Genomic DNA, 17,196 nt, shown 5'->3' with positions numbered 1-17,196 from the left:
AGATCTTAGCCGCTCTCACTCCACCTCGCGCAGGCGATAGCCGACACCGGTCTCGGTGGTGATGTAACGCGGCTGGTCGGGGCTCTTCTCGATCTTCTGCCGGAGCTGCCGGACGTAGACCCTGAGGTACTGCACGTCGGTCGAATCGCCCCAGACCTGCTTCAACAGGAAATGATGGGTCAGCACCTTGCCGGCGTGCTGCACCAGCATGCGCAGGATGTCGTATTCCTTCGGCGACAGCTTTACCTCCTTGCCCTCGACCTTGACGATGCGCTTGACCAGGTCAACGCTGAGATCGCCGGTCTGGAAAATCGGCTTCTCGCCCTGTTGCTGGAACTTGTGGCGGAGCGCCACGCGAATGCGCGCCACCAGCTCGTTCATGCCGAAAGGTTTGGTGACATAGTCGTCGGCGCCGAGTTCCAGGGCCTGGACGATGCCGGCCTCGTCGGTTCGGCTGGACAGGATGACCACTGGAATGTCGAGACCATCGTCGCGCCATTTGCGCAGCAACTCATGACCGCTCATGCCGGGCAGCCCAAGGTCGAGCAGGACGAGGTCCGGCTTCTCCGCCTCCATCAGCTCGATCGCCACCTTCGCGTTCGGCGCCTCGCTGACCGCATAACCTTGGCTGCCGAGCCCGACGCGCAGCAGCTTGCGGATCGGCGGCTCGTCATCGACGACCAATATCCTGACGTTCGAGTTTGTCATGCCACATCACCGACATCGTGGTCGTCGGTATTCGAAGCGTCGAAATTGGGCGGATTTGCCGGCCTGGGCATTTTGATGGTGAACACCGCGCCCGAACCGTCGGTCCGGTTTGCCGCCATGATCGTGCCACCCATCGCTTCGACGAAGCCGCGGCAGATCGACAGGCCGAGCCCCGTACCGGCGCGGATCTGGTCGCCCTTGCGCACTCGATAGAACGTGTCGAAAATCCGTTCCAGATCGCCGGGAGGAATGCCTGGCCCTTCATCCATGATTTGCAGCAGGACGGAGCCATTGTCGGTCCAACCCTGCATGCGAATCGTCGAGCTTGCCGGGGCATATTTCGCCGCATTGTCGAGAAGATTGAACAACGCTTGCTCGAACAGCACCGGGTCGACCTTCAACATCGGCAAATCCCTGGGGATGTCGGTCTCGATCTTGTGCTCGCCAATGATTTTCCTGGCCCTTTGCAAGGCGGAGCCGACGATGTCGCCGACATAGTGAAAGGCGTAGTTCGGCTCCATCGCGCCGGACTCGATCTTGGTCATGTCGAGCAGATTGGCGATGAAGCGGTTCAACCGCTCGGATTCGTCGAGCACCGTCGACAGCAGTTCGGCCCGGTCCGGTTCGGGAAGCGCTGCTGAAAAATCCCGCAGCGTGCCGGCCGCGCCCATGATGGCGGCGAGCGGCGTTTTCAGATCATGGGAAATGGAGGTGAGCAGCGCCGAGCGCAGCCTGTCCGCCTCAGCGGCTAGCTTGGCACGGTCGACGTCGGCAACCAACTGAATACGCTCGATGGCGACCGCCGCCTGGTCGGCCAGTGCGTCAAGCAGCCGCTGCTGCTCGGGCGTCAGCAGCGGACCCTGCTTGTCGTTGTCGAGGCCGACGACCCCGATGGCCGTGCGCCCCGTCCGCAAGGGCAAATAGAGGCGCTTGGCGCCCGGAAGCGTGTCGGCGCCACGACCCGCCGCACGATTGTGCTCCCAGGCCCAGCGGGCGGCGGCGATGTCGGCCTCGGCCAGCGTGTCGTCGGGCGGATAGCCGGCCTTGACGGTGATGGTCCCGTCTTCCGGCAAAAGCAGCACCACCCGCAGCTTCAGCATCGAGGCGATCTGGAAGGCCGTGGCCCAAAGGACGTCGTCGAGCGTGCCGGCGCCGGCGAGCTTCTTTGAAAAGAGGTAGATGTCTTCCGTGGCCCGCGCCCGCGAGCGGGCGGCGACCGCCTGGCGCTGCACGCGCGCCGTCAGATTGCTGGCGATGACCGCAACGACGAGAAAGACGCCAAGCGCGACGATGCTCTCCGGATCCCGGATCGTCAGCGTATAACGAGGCTCCAGGAAGAAATAATTGAAAGCAAGGGCGCTGGCGAAACAAGCGTACAGAGCCGGCCACAGACCGCCGGTTACCGCCGATGCCAGTACGCCGATGAGAAGAATGATCGCCAGGTTGCGAACGTCGAGAAACTGGTCGAGAACGACGGCGAAGGCGAGCGAACCGATAACAAAGGCCGTGGCCTTGAGATAGGGCCAGATCTCGAACTGCCACTGCTCGTCCGCCGCCTTGACACTCCTCGACGTCACCTCGGCGTTGCGTTCGGTTCCTGAAATGACATGGACGCTGATGTCGCCGGCATTGCGGATGAGATCGTAGGTGAGCGAACCTTCGATCAATTCCCGCCAGCGCGACCGGGTCGGCCTGCCGACCACGATATGGGTGAAATTGTTCGCCGTCGCATGGCGAACAATGTCCTGCGCGATGTTCTGACCGGGAATGGTGTTCACCTCGGCGCCGAGCTGTTCGGCAAGCCGCAGGTTCGTAGCCAGCCGATCCTTGTCCGCTTCGGGCATGCTGGCCGAGCGAGGGCTGTCGACATGCAGCGCCGTCCACGGGGCACGGAGCCGGTCTGCCAGCCTGCGCGCATAGCGAATACGCGCCGCCCCGCCCGGACGCGCGTCGACGCAGACGAGAACCCTTTCCCCCGCGGCCCACGGTCCGGGAATGGCGTGGGCCTGCATATGGATCAGCAACTGGTCGTCGACGCGCTGCGCGGTGCGCCGCAGCGCCAGTTCCCTGAGCGCCGTCAGATTGCCCGGCGAGAAATAGTTCTCGATCGCGCGCTGCGCGGTGTTGGGGAAATAGACCTTGCCTTCCTCGAGCCGCTTGATCAGGTCGTCGGGGGTGAGATCGATGATCTCGACATCGTCGGCCTGGTCTATGATGGAATCGGGGACCGTCTCGCGAACCCTGACCTTGGTGATCTGGGCGACGACGTCGTTCAGGCTTTCGACATGCTGGATGTTGAGCGTCGTGTAGACGTCGATACCGTGCGTCAGGATTTCCTGGACATCGAGATAGCGCTTGGGGTGCCGGCTGCCAGGCGCATTTGTGTGGGCGAGTTCGTCGATGAGAACCAGCGCCGGGCGCCGGGCGAGGATGGCGTCGATATCCATCTCGTCGAGGATGCGCCCCTTGTAGTCGACCTTGCGGCGGGGAATGACCTCATAACCCTCGACCAGGGCCAGTGTCTCCTTGCGCCCATGCGTCTCGACGACACCGATCACCACATCCACGCCGTCGGTCAGCCTGGCGCGGCCCGACATCAGCATCTCGTAGGTCTTGCCTACGCCGGGAGCGGCACCCAGGAATATCCGCAGCCGGCCGCGACCTTCCCGCTCGGCATGGTCAAGCAGTGCGTCGGGAGAAGGTCTGGCGTCGTTGCTTCTGTCGTCCGGCATCGGGATCGATCATGGATGGCGCCGGGGATACTGTCGATCCCCGGCCCGCACCATTCACTGTTTCGCGGCGTCCAGCGCAAGGTTGAGACCGAGCACATTGACCACCGGTTCGCCCATGAAGCCAAGCTCCCTGCCCTCGACTTGGGCATCGACAAGCGCCTTGACCTTGGCTTCATCGATCCCCCTGGACTTGGCCACCCTGGCGGCCTGGAAGTAGGCTGCTTCGGGACTGATATCGGGATCGAGGCCACTGCCGGACGTCGTCACCAGGTCCATCGGGACGGGCTGGTTCGGATTCTCCGCCTTCAGTCTTTCCGCGTCGCCCTTGATGCGGTCGATCAGCTTGGGATTGGTCGGGCCGAGATTGCTGCCGCTCGAGGCGGCGGCGTTGTAGCCGTCGCCGGCGGCCGAGGGGCGGCCATGGAAATACTTGTCGCTGGCAAAGCCCTGGCCGATCAGCTCGGAGCCGATAACCTTGCCATCCTTCTCGATCAGGCTGCCATTGGCCTGGCGCGGGAAGATCGCCTGGGCGATGCCGGTCATGCCCAAGGGATAGATCAGGCCGGTCAGGACCGTGAAGAAGACGATCATGATGATCACGGGTCTTATCTGTTTGAACATGAGCGTAATTCCTTAAGCAAGGCCAAGCGCGGTGACGATCATGTCGATCGCCTTGATGCCTACGAAAGGCACGATGAGGCCGCCGAGGCCGTAGACGAGAAGATTGCGGCTGAGCAGCGCGCCGGCGCCGATGGCGCGATATTTGACGCCCTTCAGCGACAGCGGGATCAGCGCGATGATGATCAGCGCGTTGAAGATGATGGCCGACAGGATGGCGCTTTGCGGCGTCGCCAGATGCATGACGTTGAGTGCCTGCAGCGGGCCGGTCGTCTGTCCCGGTGCGACGTAGAAGACGGCGAACATCGCCGGAATGATGGCGAAATACTTGGCCACGTCGTTGGCGATCGAGAAGGTCGTCAGCGAACCCCGCGTCATCAAGAGCGCCTTGCCGATCTCGACGATCTCGATGAGCTTGGTCGGATCGCTGTCGAGATCGATCATGTTGCCGGCCTCGCGGGCGGCAACCGTGCCGGTGTTCATGGCGACGCCGACATCGGCTTGTGCAAGGGCGGGTGCATCGTTGGTGCCGTCGCCGCACATGGCCACCAGCTTGCCCTTGGCCTGTTCGTCGCGGATCAGCTTCAGCTTGTCCTCCGGTGTGGCCTGCGCGAGGAAGTCGTCGACGCCGGCTTCCGCGGCGATGGCTGCTGCCGTCATCGGATTGTCGCCGGTGATCATCACCGTGCGGATGCCCATGCGGCGCAGTTCGGTGAAGCGCTCCCGGATACCGCCCTTGACAATGTCCTTGAGGTGGATGACGCCGAGCAGGCGGCCGTCGCGTTCGACCGCCAGCGGCGTGCCGCCGGACTTGGCGATCTCGTCGGCGATGGACTGGAGATCGCGGATGGATTCGCTGCTTGGGCGCGTGCCATGGGCGGCAGCTGCCGACTGGTTGACATGGGCAAGCACGGAATCGACGGCGCCCTTGCGCACCGACGAACCATCGATGTCGACGCCGCTCATACGGGTCTGCGCTGTGAAGGGCACGAAAGTGGCGTGCAGCGTTGCCATGTCGCGGGCGCGGATGGCGTATTTCTCCTTGGCCAGCACGACGATGGAGCGGCCTTCCGGCGTCTCGTCGGCGAGCGAGGCTAGCTGAGCCGCGTCGGCCAGTTCCTGTTCGGTGACGCCCTTGACCGGGCGAAACTGCGTCGCCTGGCGGTTGCCGAGTGTGATCGTGCCGGTCTTGTCGAGCAGCAGCGTGTCGACGTCGCCTGCGGCCTCCACGGCGCGGCCCGACATGGCCAGCACGTTGAATCGCACCAGGCGGTCCATGCCGGCGATGCCGATGGCCGAAAGCAGCGCGCCGATCGTGGTCGGGATCAAGGTGACGAACAGCGCCACCAGAACGGTCACCGAGATATAGCCGCCCGAGTAGGAGGCAAAACTCGGGATCGTCGCGGTGGCCAGCACGAAGATCAGCGTCATGCCGACGAGCAGGATGTTGAGCGCGATCTCGTTCGGCGTCTTCTGGCGCTCGGCACCTTCGACCAGCGAGATCATGCGGTCGAGGAAGGTATGGCCGGAGGCGGCGGTGATGCGGACGCGGACCCAGTCTGACAGCACCTGGGTGCCACCGGTGACCGCCGAACGGTCGCCACCGGATTCGCGGATGACCGGCGCCGATTCGCCTGTTATCGCCGCCTCATTGACCGACGCGACGCCCTCGACCACTTCGCCGTCCGACGGGATGATGTCGCCGGCCTCGACCAGGACGGCATCGCCGACCTTGAGGCTGGTGCCGGGCACGAGTTTGTATTTGGTGCGGTCCTCACCGGTCAAGAGCTTGGCCTGGGTCTCGGTGCGTGCCTTGCGCAGCGAATCCGCCTGCGCCTTTCCGCGGCCTTCTGCGACCGCTTCGGCGAAGTTGGCGAACAGCACGGTGAACCAAAGCCAGATGATGATCTGCAGCGTAAAGCCGAGATTGCCGCCTCCGGTGACCAGGTCCTTCACGAACAGCACCGTGGTGAGCGCCGAGACGACGGCAACGACGAACATCACCGGATTTCTGGCCAGCGTGCGCGGATCGAGCTTGCGGAAGGCGCCGCCGATGGCGGGAAGCAGGATGCTGGCATCCATGATGCTGGCTGATTTCGAGTTGCTCATTTTGAAGCTCCAGCTTCGGTGTTGTTGGACGGCACCCGATGATTGGATGCCGAAAGGAAATGCGGCGGCCCGTAGGCCAGCAGCCAGAGGACGAGCATGACTGCCGCAAGGCCGAGAAACGTCGACAGGGTCGGGAAAGGAGGAGGTCTCTCCTCCTTTCCGTGATCGTCCCTGTGGCCGACCTTGCGGCGTATGGCATTGAACCAGGACATGACGGTCTCAGAAGGTCTGCCCGTGAGCCATCGCCAGGTGCTCGATGATCGGCCCGACGGCGAGCGCCGGGAAGAAGGTGAGGCCACCGACGATCAGGATGACGCCGACCAGCAGCCCGACGAACAGCGGGCCGTCGGTCGGGAAGGTGCCGGCGGAGGCCGGAACCGTTTTCTTCGCCACCAGCGAGCCGGCAATGGCCAGCGCCGGGATGATGACCAGGAAGCGTCCCATCAGCATGCCGATGCCGATGGTGATGTTGTACCAGGGCGTGTTGCCGCTGAGGCCGCCAAAGGCCGAACCGTTGTTGGCCGCCGCCGAAGTGTAGGCATAGAGGACTTCCGAGAAGCCGTGCGGGCCGGCATTGCCCATCGACGCCACGCCGGTCGGCAGCACGACGGCGATGGCCGTGAAGATCAGCATCGCCAGCGGCAGGCACAGTATGGCCAGCATAGCCATCTTGACCTCCTTGGCCTCGATCTTCTTGCCCAGATATTCGGGCGTGCGGCCGACCATCAGGCCGGCGACGAAGACGGCGATGACGATGTACATCAGGATGCCGTAGAGACCCGCGCCGACACCGCCGACGATGACTTCGCCAAGCTGCATGTTGATGATCGGGATCATGCCGCCGAGCGCGGTGAAGGAGCCGTGCATGGCGTTGACGGCGCCGCAGGAAGCGGCCGTGGTGATGACGGCAAACAGCGCCGACAGGGCGATGCCGAAGCGGCTCTCCTTGCCCTCCATGTTGCCGCCGTCGATGCCCAGCGCATGCACCAGCGGGTTGCCGGCGGCTTCCGCCCAGTAGCAGATGGCGACACCGGCGATGAACATGACGCCCATGGCCGAGAGGATCGCCCAGCCCTGGCGCTGGTTGCCGATCATGCGGCCGAAGACATTGGTCAAGGCGGCGCCGATGGCGAAGATCGACACCATCTGGATCAGGTTGGAGATCGCGTCGGGGTTCTCGAACGGGTGCGCGGCATTGGCGTTGAAGAAACCGCCGCCATTGGTGCCGAGCATCTTGATGGCCACCTGCGAAGCGACCGGGCCGACGGCGATGGTCTGCTGCGCGCCTTCCAGCGTCGTGGCGTTGACGTAGGCGCCGAGCGTCTGCGGCATGCCGAGCCAGACATAGACCAGCGTCAGCACGATGCAGAACGGCAGCAGCAGATAGAGTGTGGAGCGGGTCATATCGACCCAGAAATTGCCGATCGACTTGCCGGACGCCCGGGCAAAGCCGCGGATCAGCGCAATGGCGATGGCAATGCCGGTGGCCGCCGAAACGAAGTTCTGCACCGTCAGCCCGGCCATCTGCACGAGATAGGACATCGTGCTCTCGCCACCATAGTTCTGCCAGTTGGTGTTGGTCATGAAGCTGGCGGCGGTGTTGAAGGCCAACCCTGGTTCAACCGCTGTCATGCCGGCAGGGTTGTAAGGCAGGCTGCCCTGCAGGCGCTGCAGGGCATAAAGCACCAGGAAGCCGGCGAGATTGAAGAGCAGTAGGGCGACCGCGTAGGTGGTCCAGTGCTGTTCCTCGCGTTCGCTGGTTCCGCAAATACGATAAAGCCCACGCTCAAGCGGGCGAAGGACCGGCGAAAGCAGCGTGCGGTCGCCGTTGAAGACGCGGTGCATGTAGCCGCCGAGCGGCTTCACCAGCAAAACGACGATCCCGCAATAGACCAGGATCTGTATCCAACCGTTCAGTGTCATGGGTGTGGCTTTCCGTGCCTTCAGAAGCGTTCTGGACGAACGAGGGCGTATGTCAGGTAGGCGAGCAGGAACAGCGTAACGCCGCCACCGAGAATATAGTCGACGATCATTTTTTCAGCCTCGCTCTAGAGCGCGTCACAAGATTTTATGTAGGCGAAACAAAGGGCAAAGAACAAAATTCCGATTCCGATAACGGCCATATCCATTGTGTTTATTCCTTTTGTTCTTTTGTACTTTGCGGATTTGACAGGAGAGTTCGCAATATCTCGAAAGTGTCCCGTCGCATCTTTGGCGACGGAACCGGTTGTATTTTCTGAAAGGAATATGGACCCGATCGCCATAAAGGTTCGAGACGGGGCGCAGTGGAAAGAAATAGGAATTTCATAAAGATTTTTGCGCGGTCTCTTCCCGACACTCCACGCAGGGATTGTCGCCCAAGACACACGGCTACAGGATTGCGATTTCCTTGCGAGCTGCCGGAAACGCGAAAGCCCGGCTGAGGGCCAGCCGGGCTTTCTATGGTGGTGTGGCTTTAGCCGCCACGGAGAACATCAATCTTCAGGCGGCGTAGCCGCCATAGCCACGCGCAACGGCGTGCACGCCCGCCACCGGCTCGAGGTCCGGCCACAGGATGCCGGCGGCTTGCGCGAATTCGAGCAACGCCCGGCGCGCCTGCTCGACGCTCACATAACCTGGAACGGCCAGATCACATGTCTCCACCGCGTTTCGGTAAAGCGGGCCGCGGCGGGAGGTCGTCCAATTGGTGAGGAAATCGTGCATTTCGGCCAGCGAGGCAATCTCGCGCTTGAAGCCGAGGCCGACCGACAGTGCGACCGGTGAATGAAACAGCTTGTCGTGCATGAAGCGGGCTCCTGGTTTTTCGCGCGGTTGGAGAGATATCCGGGCGGGTCCGCGAACGGGACGCCGTGAAACGCGCAACGAGGCCGGAGGTTCCAGCTTGGGACTTGGCGATTTTTTTGATTGTGCCTGGTCGGCGAAGTTATCAATTCGCAGCGCAACGATCGCGTGCCGGACGCTCAACGCTCCGCAGCCCCCTTGGCGACGGCAGGCTCTCCAAATCCCGAAGGAGCCATCGAGATCGCTTGCCGCCTTGAGGCTCACGCCTTCTTCACGAACTCGGTCTTGAGCACCAGGCCTTTCACTTGCTTGGTGTTGCATTCGATCTCGCCGGGATTGCCGTTCAGGCGGATGGCCTTCACCAACGTGCCGCGCTTGATCGTCTCCGAAGTGCCTTTGACTTTGAGGTCTTTGATCAGCGTTACGGAATCACCGTCATTCAATTGAGCGCCATTGCTGTCGCGCACGATTACATCGTTCGGCATGCCATCTCCTGTGATTTGGATCCCACTACCAGATCAGATGAGAATCCCAAAACCGATGACGACCGGCAACCGTCAATATTTCAGGGGGCCCATCTGGTGGGCGGCGTGAAACATGTGCGACGAGAAGACGCTCAGCACGTAAATGCCTAAGTCTTCGACGCCCAAGGTGGATGAACGCTTGGGGGAAGTCCGGCATCGTCTGCAGGTACCGCTGCCAGATCTGATCCATGACCGTGGTCGGCGTGGCACATCGAAGCCGGCGCCGCCGACAACCTCCTCGATCTCCGCCACCACGCGTGAATCCGTCGCCTGCCGCATCTCGGCTTCCGCTCTGCGCCATCGAGCGGATTGGCAGCTACGCCTGTTTGTCGTCCGGATGGCCAAGCTCGCAGAACCACCCGCCCAGATACTTCACCGATGGCGCCTTGGGATCCGGAATCTGCGTCTTCGCCTCGACCGCTGCGCGGAACGGCTCGGCACTATCCTGCGGAGAAAACCCCAGATGGTTGGCGCCGCTGTTGTCGACCGTTTTCACCTTGTTGTCGGAAAGGCCGAAGGAGATCGTATGGCCGACGCGCGGCGCGGTGAGAGCTGCCTCGACCAGACGCACACAATCGGCGAAGGAGAGGTATGACCACAGCATGCGACGGTCCGCCGGTTCGGGGAAGGACGAAAAGATGCGCAGGCACGCCGTCTCGATGCCGAACTTGTCCCAGTAAAGCCGGCTCAGGCTCTCGACGAAGTTCTTCGACACGCCATAGAGGCTGTCGGGACGCACCGGCGCGTCGACGCCGATATGCGCCTCGACCTCGTGATAGCCGACGGCATGCACGGAGGAGGCATAGATGACTCGTTTCACCCCGTGTTTCCGGGCGCCCTCGTAGATGTGATAGGAGCCGCGGATGCTGGAATCCAGGATGGTTTGCCATTCGCATTCGAGTGGTGCGCCGCCGAAATGCACGATCGCATCGCAATCCTTGGTGGCGGCAAACGTCGCCTCCATATCGGCGAGGTCGAAGACCGCTTCTTCCTCGTGTGGAGCAAGATCGCCGAACGGTTCGCGGCCGGCCAGGCGGATCGTTTTTGCCAGCGGCACCAGCCCCTTTCGCAGTTCCGAACCGAGGCGGCCGGCCGCGCCGGTGATCAGGATGCGTTCGTAATGCGGCATGATTTACTCCACTTGCGCGACGGCGGCGTTGATGCGCGCGATCGCTTCGGTCAGCACCTCTTCGCCGGTCGCGGTCGAGATGCGGAAATAGGGGGAAAGTCCATAGGCGGCGCCCGGCACCGAGGCCACGCGCCCTTCGTTCAGGAGATAATTCGCCACTGCCGTGTCGTCCTCGAGCACGACGCCTTTTGGGGTCCTGCGGCCGATCAGGCTGGCGCATCCGATATAGGCATAGAAGGCGCCTTCCGGTGGCGAAAGCGTAAGACCGTTGATCCGCCTGATGCCGTCGACGACAAGGTCGCGGCGCGCCTCGAACGCCTGCCGAAAGCGTGCCACCTCGTCCTGGGGGCCGTTGAGCGCGGCCACCGTCGCCGCTTGCGCGATCGAGCAGACGGACGTGCAGGACTGGCTCTGGATGATCGCCATCGCCCTGGTGAGCGGCGCCGGCCCGGCGGCATAGCCGACACGCCACCCGGTCATCGCATAGGATTTGGAGACGCCGTTGACGATCAGGGTGCGGTCCCTGAGTTCCGGGCAAGCCTTGCCGAAGGAGACGAAGTCGCGTCCGTCGAACAGGATGTGCTCGTAAATCTCGTCGGAAAGCACCAGCACCTGCGGATGCCTTGCCAAAACCGCTCCGAGTGCCCGCAGGTCCGATTGCGAATATATGGCGCCGGAGGGGTTGCCGGGCATGTTGAGGAACAGCCATTTCGTCCTTGGAGTGATGGCTTTTTCGAGCAGCTCCGGCGTCAGCCGGAAGCCGGAAGTTTCCGGGCACTCGATAACGACAGGCGTGCCGCCGAGCAGCTTCACCATCTCGGGATAGGAGACGAAGTAGGGCGCCGGCAGGATCGCTTCGTCACCAGACTCCAGCGTCGCCATCAGCGCGTTGAAGATGATCTGCTTGGCGCCATTGGCCACGACGACGTCGTCCGCCGTGTAGTCCAGTCCGTTTTCGCGGCGGAACTTGCCGGCCACGGCTTCGCGCACCTCGGCCGTGCCGGCGGCACCCGTGTATAGCGTCTGGCCGGCCTTCGCGGCGAAATGCGCCGCTTCGATGATATGGCTCGGTGTCGGGAAATCCGGCTCGCCCAGGCCAAGATCGATAACGTCGACGCCCTTGGCGCGCAGGGCCTTGGCTGCTTGCGAAGCAGCCATGGACGCCGAAGGCTTCACCGCAGACAGGCGCGAGGCAATGTAGCTCATTTGCCGTTCTCCGAAATGTATTCCTTGGAGCGGTCGTTCGCCCGCGCCTCGGTGCTGCGCTTGGACGGATCGCCATAGCCGCCGCCGCCCGGCAATTGGAGGATCAGCCGACGGCCGGCCGGAACATGCTGCCAGCCTTTGGGTCGCATCTGCGTGCCATCGTCCAGCCTGACCACGCCGGCCACTCCAGGTCCGCCGCCGTTGCGCCCGTGGGCGGGATGATTGACGCGGTCGAACATGGCCGAGAAATCGAATTCATGGCCCTCGATCGCCTCGATTTCGATAACCTGCCCGAGCCCGCCGCGGAACTCGCCGTCGCCGCCGGAATCGGGCCGCAGCTCCTTGCGCCAGATGACGATCGGCCCGGTGTGCTCCGTTGCCTCGATCGGCATCGTATGGACGCCGGAGGGGAAGGCCGTCGCCGACAATCCGTCGAGGCCGGGGCGCGCGCCCATGCCGCCGGAATTGAACATCAACACCTCGGCGCGGCGGCCCGAACCGCCGGAGACCGGCCGAACCGAGATATGGATGTTCCACAGTGCGCCGGCGCCCTCGGCAAGGATCTTGCCGGGCATCGCCTTGGCGATCGCGCCGAGCACCAGATCGGGAACCATATGGCCGAAGATGTGCCTGAGCGCCACCGGCGCCGGCCGCACGGCGTTCAGGATGTTGACCGGAGACGACACGGTGAAGAAGGCGAGCGACGCGGCATTGTTAGGAATATCGGGCGCCACCACGCATTTCAACGCGTAGCAGGCATAGGCCTTGCTGTAGATGATCGGGCAGTTGATGCCCCATCGGCTCATCGGGTCGGTACCGGTGAAATCGACCTCGACGCCGGCGTCCCGAACCGTGACGGTCGCCGCGAGTTTCACCGGCTCGTCGTAGCCGTCGGTCACCAGCGCGTTCGACCAGCTGCCTTTGGGCATCGCCTTGATGCGTTCGACCATGGCGTCGCGTGTGCGCGAGAAGATGAACTCGCCAAGCCCGTCCAGCGATGCCAGGCCGATCTCCTTCATCATGTCGACGAGGCGTCGGTGGCCGACTTCGTTGCAGGCGGCGAGCGAATAGAAATCGCCGACGACCTGGTTCGGCTCGCGGACGTTGGTGCGCAGGATCCTGACGAGATCGAGATTGACCTTGCCCTTCTCCGCGAACTTCATGATCGGGATCTGGATGCCTTCCTCGTAGACCGACTTGCCGTCAGCGCCGAAGCCGCGCCCACCGACATCGACCACATGCGCCGTGCAGGCGAAGAACGCAACCAATTCGCCGTTCAGGAACGACGGCGACACCATGGTGATGTCGTGCAGGTGGCCCGTGCCCAACCAGGGGTCATTGGTGACGTAGGTGTCGCCCTCGAACATGGTTTCGCGCGGGATTTCGTTCATGAAATGCAGCACCGCCTCGGCCATGGTGTTGACATGGCCGGGCGTTCCCGTCACCGCCTGTGCCAGCATCTGGCCGCGGGGATCGAACACGCCCGCCGACAGGTCGCCGGATTCGCGCACCGATGTCGAGAAAGCCGTGCGCAGCAAGGTGAGGGCCTGCTCCTCGACCACCGAGATCAACCGGTTCCACATGACCTGCATGCGGATTTCACTGATGTCGCTCATGCCTGGCTGCCTTTGCGGATCAGAAGGATCGCGCCGTCGCTCTGGATGACGGCGTCGAAGCTCGTGGTGACGACGGTGGACGTCTCGCGTTCGACGATGATGACCGGGCCCGCCACCCGATCGCCGGTGCACAGCCCCTCCCGTTCGACGATGCCATAGGTCCGCGGCGCACCGCTGGCCGGATCGAACACCGCGCGGCTTGTTGCCGGCTGAGTGGTCCGCTTGCCGGTGGTCAGCTCGTGCCTGGCGACAGGAGGCCGGACATCCGTCGCCTTCACGGACCAGGTGACGATCTCGATCTCCAGGCCGCCAAGTCCTTCGATGGCGCGGCCGAAGAAGCGTTGGTAATTCGCCTGGAACAAATCCTCGAGCGTGGTTGCGGCATCATTGCCGAACGGCTCGTCCGGCAGCGGCACGGGGATTTCCCAGCCCTGGCCGGCGTAGCGCATGAAGGCGGTGATTTCGCATGTGATTGTACCGTTGGCCCCTGCCCGCACGAAGCTTTCGGCTGACACTTTGAGGTCATCGAGCAAAGCATTGGCCTCGGCCGGCTTGAACTGCGACAGCCGCGTCAGCCGGGATGCCAGGGCTTCGTAGCCGAACGGAGCCTTGAGGAAGCCGATCGCCGATCCGACGCCCGCGCCCTTGGGGACGATGCACTGGTCGATGCCGAGTTTCTCGCAAAGCCTTGCGGCGTGAAGCGGGGCCGCGCCACCGAAGGCGATCATCACGTTGTCGGAAATGTTTTTGCCGTTTTCGACAGCATGGACGCGGGCGGCATTGGCCATGTTCTCGTCCACCACCTCGCAGATGCCGAAGGCCGTCGCCATGGCATCGAGCGACAGGCGTTCGCCGACATCGCGCAGGATCGCCTGTTCGGATGCGGACGTGTCCAGCCTGATGGCGCCGCCAGCGAAATTGTCGGGATCGAGCTTGCCGAGCACCAGGTCGGCATCTGTGATGGCCGGGCGCCTGCCGCCGCGGCCGTAGCAGGCCGGGCCAGGTTCCGATCCGGCACTTTCGGGACCGGTCTGGATGCGGCCCATGGCGTCGACCCAGGCGATCGAGCCGCCGCCGGCGCCGATCTCGATCATCTCGATCACGGGAATGGAGATCGGCATGCCGGAACCTTTGCAGAAGCGATAGGTACGCGCCACTTCGAAGGTTCTGGCGGTGCGCGGCGCATAATCCTCGATCAGGCAGATCTTTGCAGTGGTGCCGCCCATGTCATAGGAGACGACCTTTTCCAGGCCGAATCGCCTGGCGATGTCGGCGGCGAAGATGGCGCCGCCGGCCGGGCCGGACTCAACGAGGCGCACGGGAAATTCCGAGGCCGTCTCCACCGAGATCAGACCGCCCCCCGAATGGATCATGAAGACCGGGCACTCGGCGCCCATCTCCTTCAAGCGAGTCTGGAAACGCGCGAGATAGTCCGCCATCTGCGGCCGCACATAGGCGTTGGCGCAGACCGTGTTGAAGCGTTCGAACTCGCGCATCTGCGGCGAGACTTCGGCGCTGATCGAAATCGGGATGGTAAGCTTGCGGGACAGGATAGCGCGTGCCCGGCGCTCATGATCAGGGTTGGTGTAGGCATGGATGAAGCCGATCGCCACGGAGCCGAAACCGCCGGCCGCGATCCGGTCGGCAATGCCTTCCAGGGCGGCTTCGTCGAGCGGTTGAAGCTCCTGGCCTTCCGCACCGATCCGGCCCTTTACCGTGAAACGGTGCTCGCGCGGGATTAGCGGCGCCGGCAGCTGCAGGTCGAGGTCATACTGCTCGAAACGGTTTTCGGTCCGCATCTCGATGACATCGCGGAACCCTTCGGTGGTGACCAGTGCGGTCTTGGCGCCACGGCGTTCGATGAGCGCATTCGTCGCCAGCGTCGTGCCGTGGATGATGATGCCGATCTCGGCAAGCGCGATACCGGCATCGCGCGTGACGACGGCAATGCCGTCCAGGATCGCCTGCTCGGGCGCCGCGTAATTGGTCAATACCTTGGTGGAGAAGATCGTTCCCCTGAGGTCGAGCGCGACGTCGGTGAACGTGCCGCCGATGTCCGCGCCGAGACGGATGTCGTCTTTGGAGGTCATGCCTTGGCCTTCTGGGAAGCGAGCGCGGCGTCACGCATCTGGGAAAGGGTCTGTCGGGGCGTCAGCGCTTCGGGAGATATGGCGATGTCGAGGACCGCTCCCGTCACGGATCCGAGCGCCCGATCGAACGCCGCCGCGAAATCGCGCGTCGCCTCGACCCGCTCGGCATGGAAGCCATAGGCCTTTGCCAGTGTCACGAAATCAGGGTTTTCGAGCGACGTGCCCGAAACGCGCGCCGGATAGTGGCGCTCCTGATGGGCGCGGATCGTGCCGTAGATGCCGTTGTTGAGGATCAGCACGATCGGCTGCGCGCCAGCCTGCATGGCGGTTCCGAGTTCCTGGCAATTCATCTGGAAGTCGCCGTCGCCGGCAAAGCAGACGACCGTGCGTTCTGGAAACGCAACCTTGGCGGCAATTGCCGCCGGCAGGCCGTAGCCCATGGCGCCAGACTGCGGGGCGAGCAGCCGTGCGTCCGGCCCGAACTTGAAGAACTTGTTCGGCCAGACGGTGAAATTGCCGGCGCCGTTGGTGAGAATGACGTCGGCAGGCAGGTTTGCGCGCAGCCAGGCGCTGACCTCCACCATGTCCACCGGGCCGGGCTGGACGGGCGCGCCGAATGTCCCTTCATAGGCTTTGCGGGCCGCGGCGCGCCAGTCCGCCCAGCCGCCTTTGACGGGCGTCAACGCCCGGGCAAAAGCGTTCGGCCCGGCATGGATACCGATGGCCGGCACATAGATCTTGCCGATCTCGCGATCGGAGCCATGGACATGGATCAGTTTCTGGCGCGGCACCGGCACGGACAGCAGCGTATAGCCGTCCGTGGTCATCTCGCCAAAACGCACATTGACGGCCAGGATCACGTCGGCGTCGCGGAGCAGGGCTTTGACATGCGCCACCATGCCGACGCCGGCCTCGCCGACAAAGACCGGCGAATGGTTGTCGAACTGGTCCTGATAGCGAAAGGCCGCCACGACAGGGATGTCGGAAACCTCTGCGAAAGCCTGTAGCGCCGCGCGTCCGTCCACGGTCCAGTTGGCGCCGCCCATGAGCAGGACCGGCCTCTCGGCCTTGGCCAGCAGCCTGAAGGCCGAAGCGATCGCTTCCGGCGCCGGCGCCGGCTCGAAAATGGCCGCCGGTGCGCTGAGCGGAGCCGCTTCGGTCATGGTGGTCAGCATGTCCTCGGGCAGCGCGACCACGACGGGACCAGGTCGTCCGGTCAATGCGGTCGTCCATGCCCGCGCCACAATCTCGGGCAGGCGCGCGACATCGTCGATCTCGACCGCCCATTTGGCGACCGTGCCGAACACCGCCCGGTAGTCGATTTCCTGAAACGCTTCGCGGCCCTTCATGTCGGTGCCGACCTGGCCGACGAACAGGATCATCGGCGAACTGTCCTGCATGGCCGTGTGAACGCCGATGCTGGCGTTGGTGGCGCCTGGGCCGCGCGTCACGAAACAGATGCCTGGCGAGCCGGTCAACTTGCCGTAGGCCGAGGCCATGAACGCCGCGCCGCCTTCATTGCGGCAAAGCGTGTAGTCCAGCTTTCCCTGCGTGTCGTGCAGCGCGTCCAGGACGGCCAGATAACTTTCTCCGGGCACGCCGAAGCTCCTGGTCGCGCCAAGCCCGATCAGGCACTCGACGAGAAGGCGGCCGCCATTGCGGATCATGCTTCGACATCCTCAC

Annotated in this window: 14 protein-coding genes; all 14 read right to left on the bottom strand. The window is 63.6% G+C overall.

What is annotated here, in order from left to right; genetic code table 11:
- Positions 1-15: 15 nt before the first annotated feature.
- Positions 16-708, bottom strand: coding sequence for a response regulator transcription factor (locus tag NP945_RS02145; protein ID WP_023810134.1), 693 nt, complete (start codon positions 706-708; stop codon positions 16-18).
- Positions 705-3,440 (bottom strand): sensor histidine kinase KdpD, encoded by a 2,736-nt coding sequence (locus tag NP945_RS02140; protein WP_256745449.1) that lies wholly within the window; start codon positions 3,438-3,440, stop codon positions 705-707. Before NP945_RS02140 ends, NP945_RS02145 begins: the two co-directional genes overlap by 4 nt.
- 54 nt (positions 3,441-3,494) lie before the next feature.
- A complete protein-coding gene (gene kdpC / locus NP945_RS02135; RefSeq protein ID WP_256745448.1) occupies positions 3,495-4,061 on the bottom strand; it encodes a potassium-transporting ATPase subunit KdpC in 567 nt (188 codons plus the stop codon).
- A gap of 12 nt (positions 4,062-4,073) precedes the next feature.
- Entirely contained in the window at positions 4,074-6,167 is a 2,094-nt protein-coding gene (gene kdpB, locus NP945_RS02130; protein WP_256745447.1) for a potassium-transporting ATPase subunit KdpB, read from the bottom strand.
- Positions 6,164-6,379, bottom strand: a complete 216-nt coding sequence (locus tag NP945_RS02125; RefSeq protein ID WP_256745446.1) for a hypothetical protein — start codon at positions 6,377-6,379, stop codon at positions 6,164-6,166. Before NP945_RS02125 ends, kdpB begins: the two co-directional genes overlap by 4 nt.
- A 7-nt stretch (positions 6,380-6,386) precedes the next feature.
- Positions 6,387-8,090: a potassium-transporting ATPase subunit KdpA gene (kdpA, locus tag NP945_RS02120; RefSeq protein WP_256745445.1), complete on the bottom strand. Its 1,704-nt coding sequence runs from the start codon at positions 8,088-8,090 to the stop codon at positions 6,387-6,389.
- Between the two features lie 20 nt (positions 8,091-8,110).
- Entirely contained in the window at positions 8,111-8,200 is a 90-nt protein-coding gene (locus NP945_RS02115; protein WP_032808122.1) for a K(+)-transporting ATPase subunit F, read from the bottom strand.
- Positions 8,201-8,648: 448 nt separating this feature from the next.
- A complete protein-coding gene (locus tag NP945_RS02110) occupies positions 8,649-8,951 on the bottom strand; it encodes a DUF982 domain-containing protein (RefSeq protein WP_127269540.1) in 303 nt (100 codons plus the stop codon).
- A gap of 257 nt (positions 8,952-9,208) precedes the next feature.
- Complete coding sequence (locus NP945_RS02105) at positions 9,209-9,433, bottom strand: alkylphosphonate utilization protein (protein WP_013529641.1); 225 nt, start codon at positions 9,431-9,433, stop codon at positions 9,209-9,211.
- A 355-nt stretch (positions 9,434-9,788) separates the two neighbouring features.
- Positions 9,789-10,601, bottom strand: a complete 813-nt coding sequence (locus NP945_RS02100; protein WP_127329451.1) for an NAD(P)-dependent oxidoreductase — start codon at positions 10,599-10,601, stop codon at positions 9,789-9,791.
- A 3-nt stretch (positions 10,602-10,604) separates the two neighbouring features.
- Entirely contained in the window at positions 10,605-11,807 is a 1,203-nt protein-coding gene (locus NP945_RS02095) for a pyridoxal phosphate-dependent aminotransferase (RefSeq protein ID WP_128363403.1), read from the bottom strand.
- Positions 11,804-13,423: a hydantoinase B/oxoprolinase family protein gene (locus NP945_RS02090; RefSeq protein WP_256745444.1), complete on the bottom strand. Its 1,620-nt coding sequence runs from the start codon at positions 13,421-13,423 to the stop codon at positions 11,804-11,806. The genes NP945_RS02095 and NP945_RS02090 overlap by 4 nt, the downstream gene beginning before the upstream one ends.
- The gene (locus NP945_RS02085) at positions 13,420-15,513 is read right to left on the bottom strand and encodes a hydantoinase/oxoprolinase family protein (RefSeq protein ID WP_256745443.1); all 2,094 of its coding nucleotides are present in this window, start codon (positions 15,511-15,513) and stop codon (positions 13,420-13,422) included. Before NP945_RS02085 ends, NP945_RS02090 begins: the two co-directional genes overlap by 4 nt.
- Positions 15,510-17,180 (bottom strand): thiamine pyrophosphate-binding protein, encoded by a 1,671-nt coding sequence (locus NP945_RS02080; RefSeq protein WP_256745442.1) that lies wholly within the window; start codon positions 17,178-17,180, stop codon positions 15,510-15,512. Before NP945_RS02080 ends, NP945_RS02085 begins: the two co-directional genes overlap by 4 nt.
- Positions 17,181-17,196: the final 16 nt, after the last annotated feature.

The sequence above is a fragment of the Mesorhizobium sp. LMG17149 genome (assembly GCF_024518695.1).
Taxonomy (GTDB): Bacteria; Pseudomonadota; Alphaproteobacteria; order Rhizobiales; family Rhizobiaceae; genus Mesorhizobium.
This window is presented reverse-complemented; position numbering and strand designations above follow the sequence as displayed.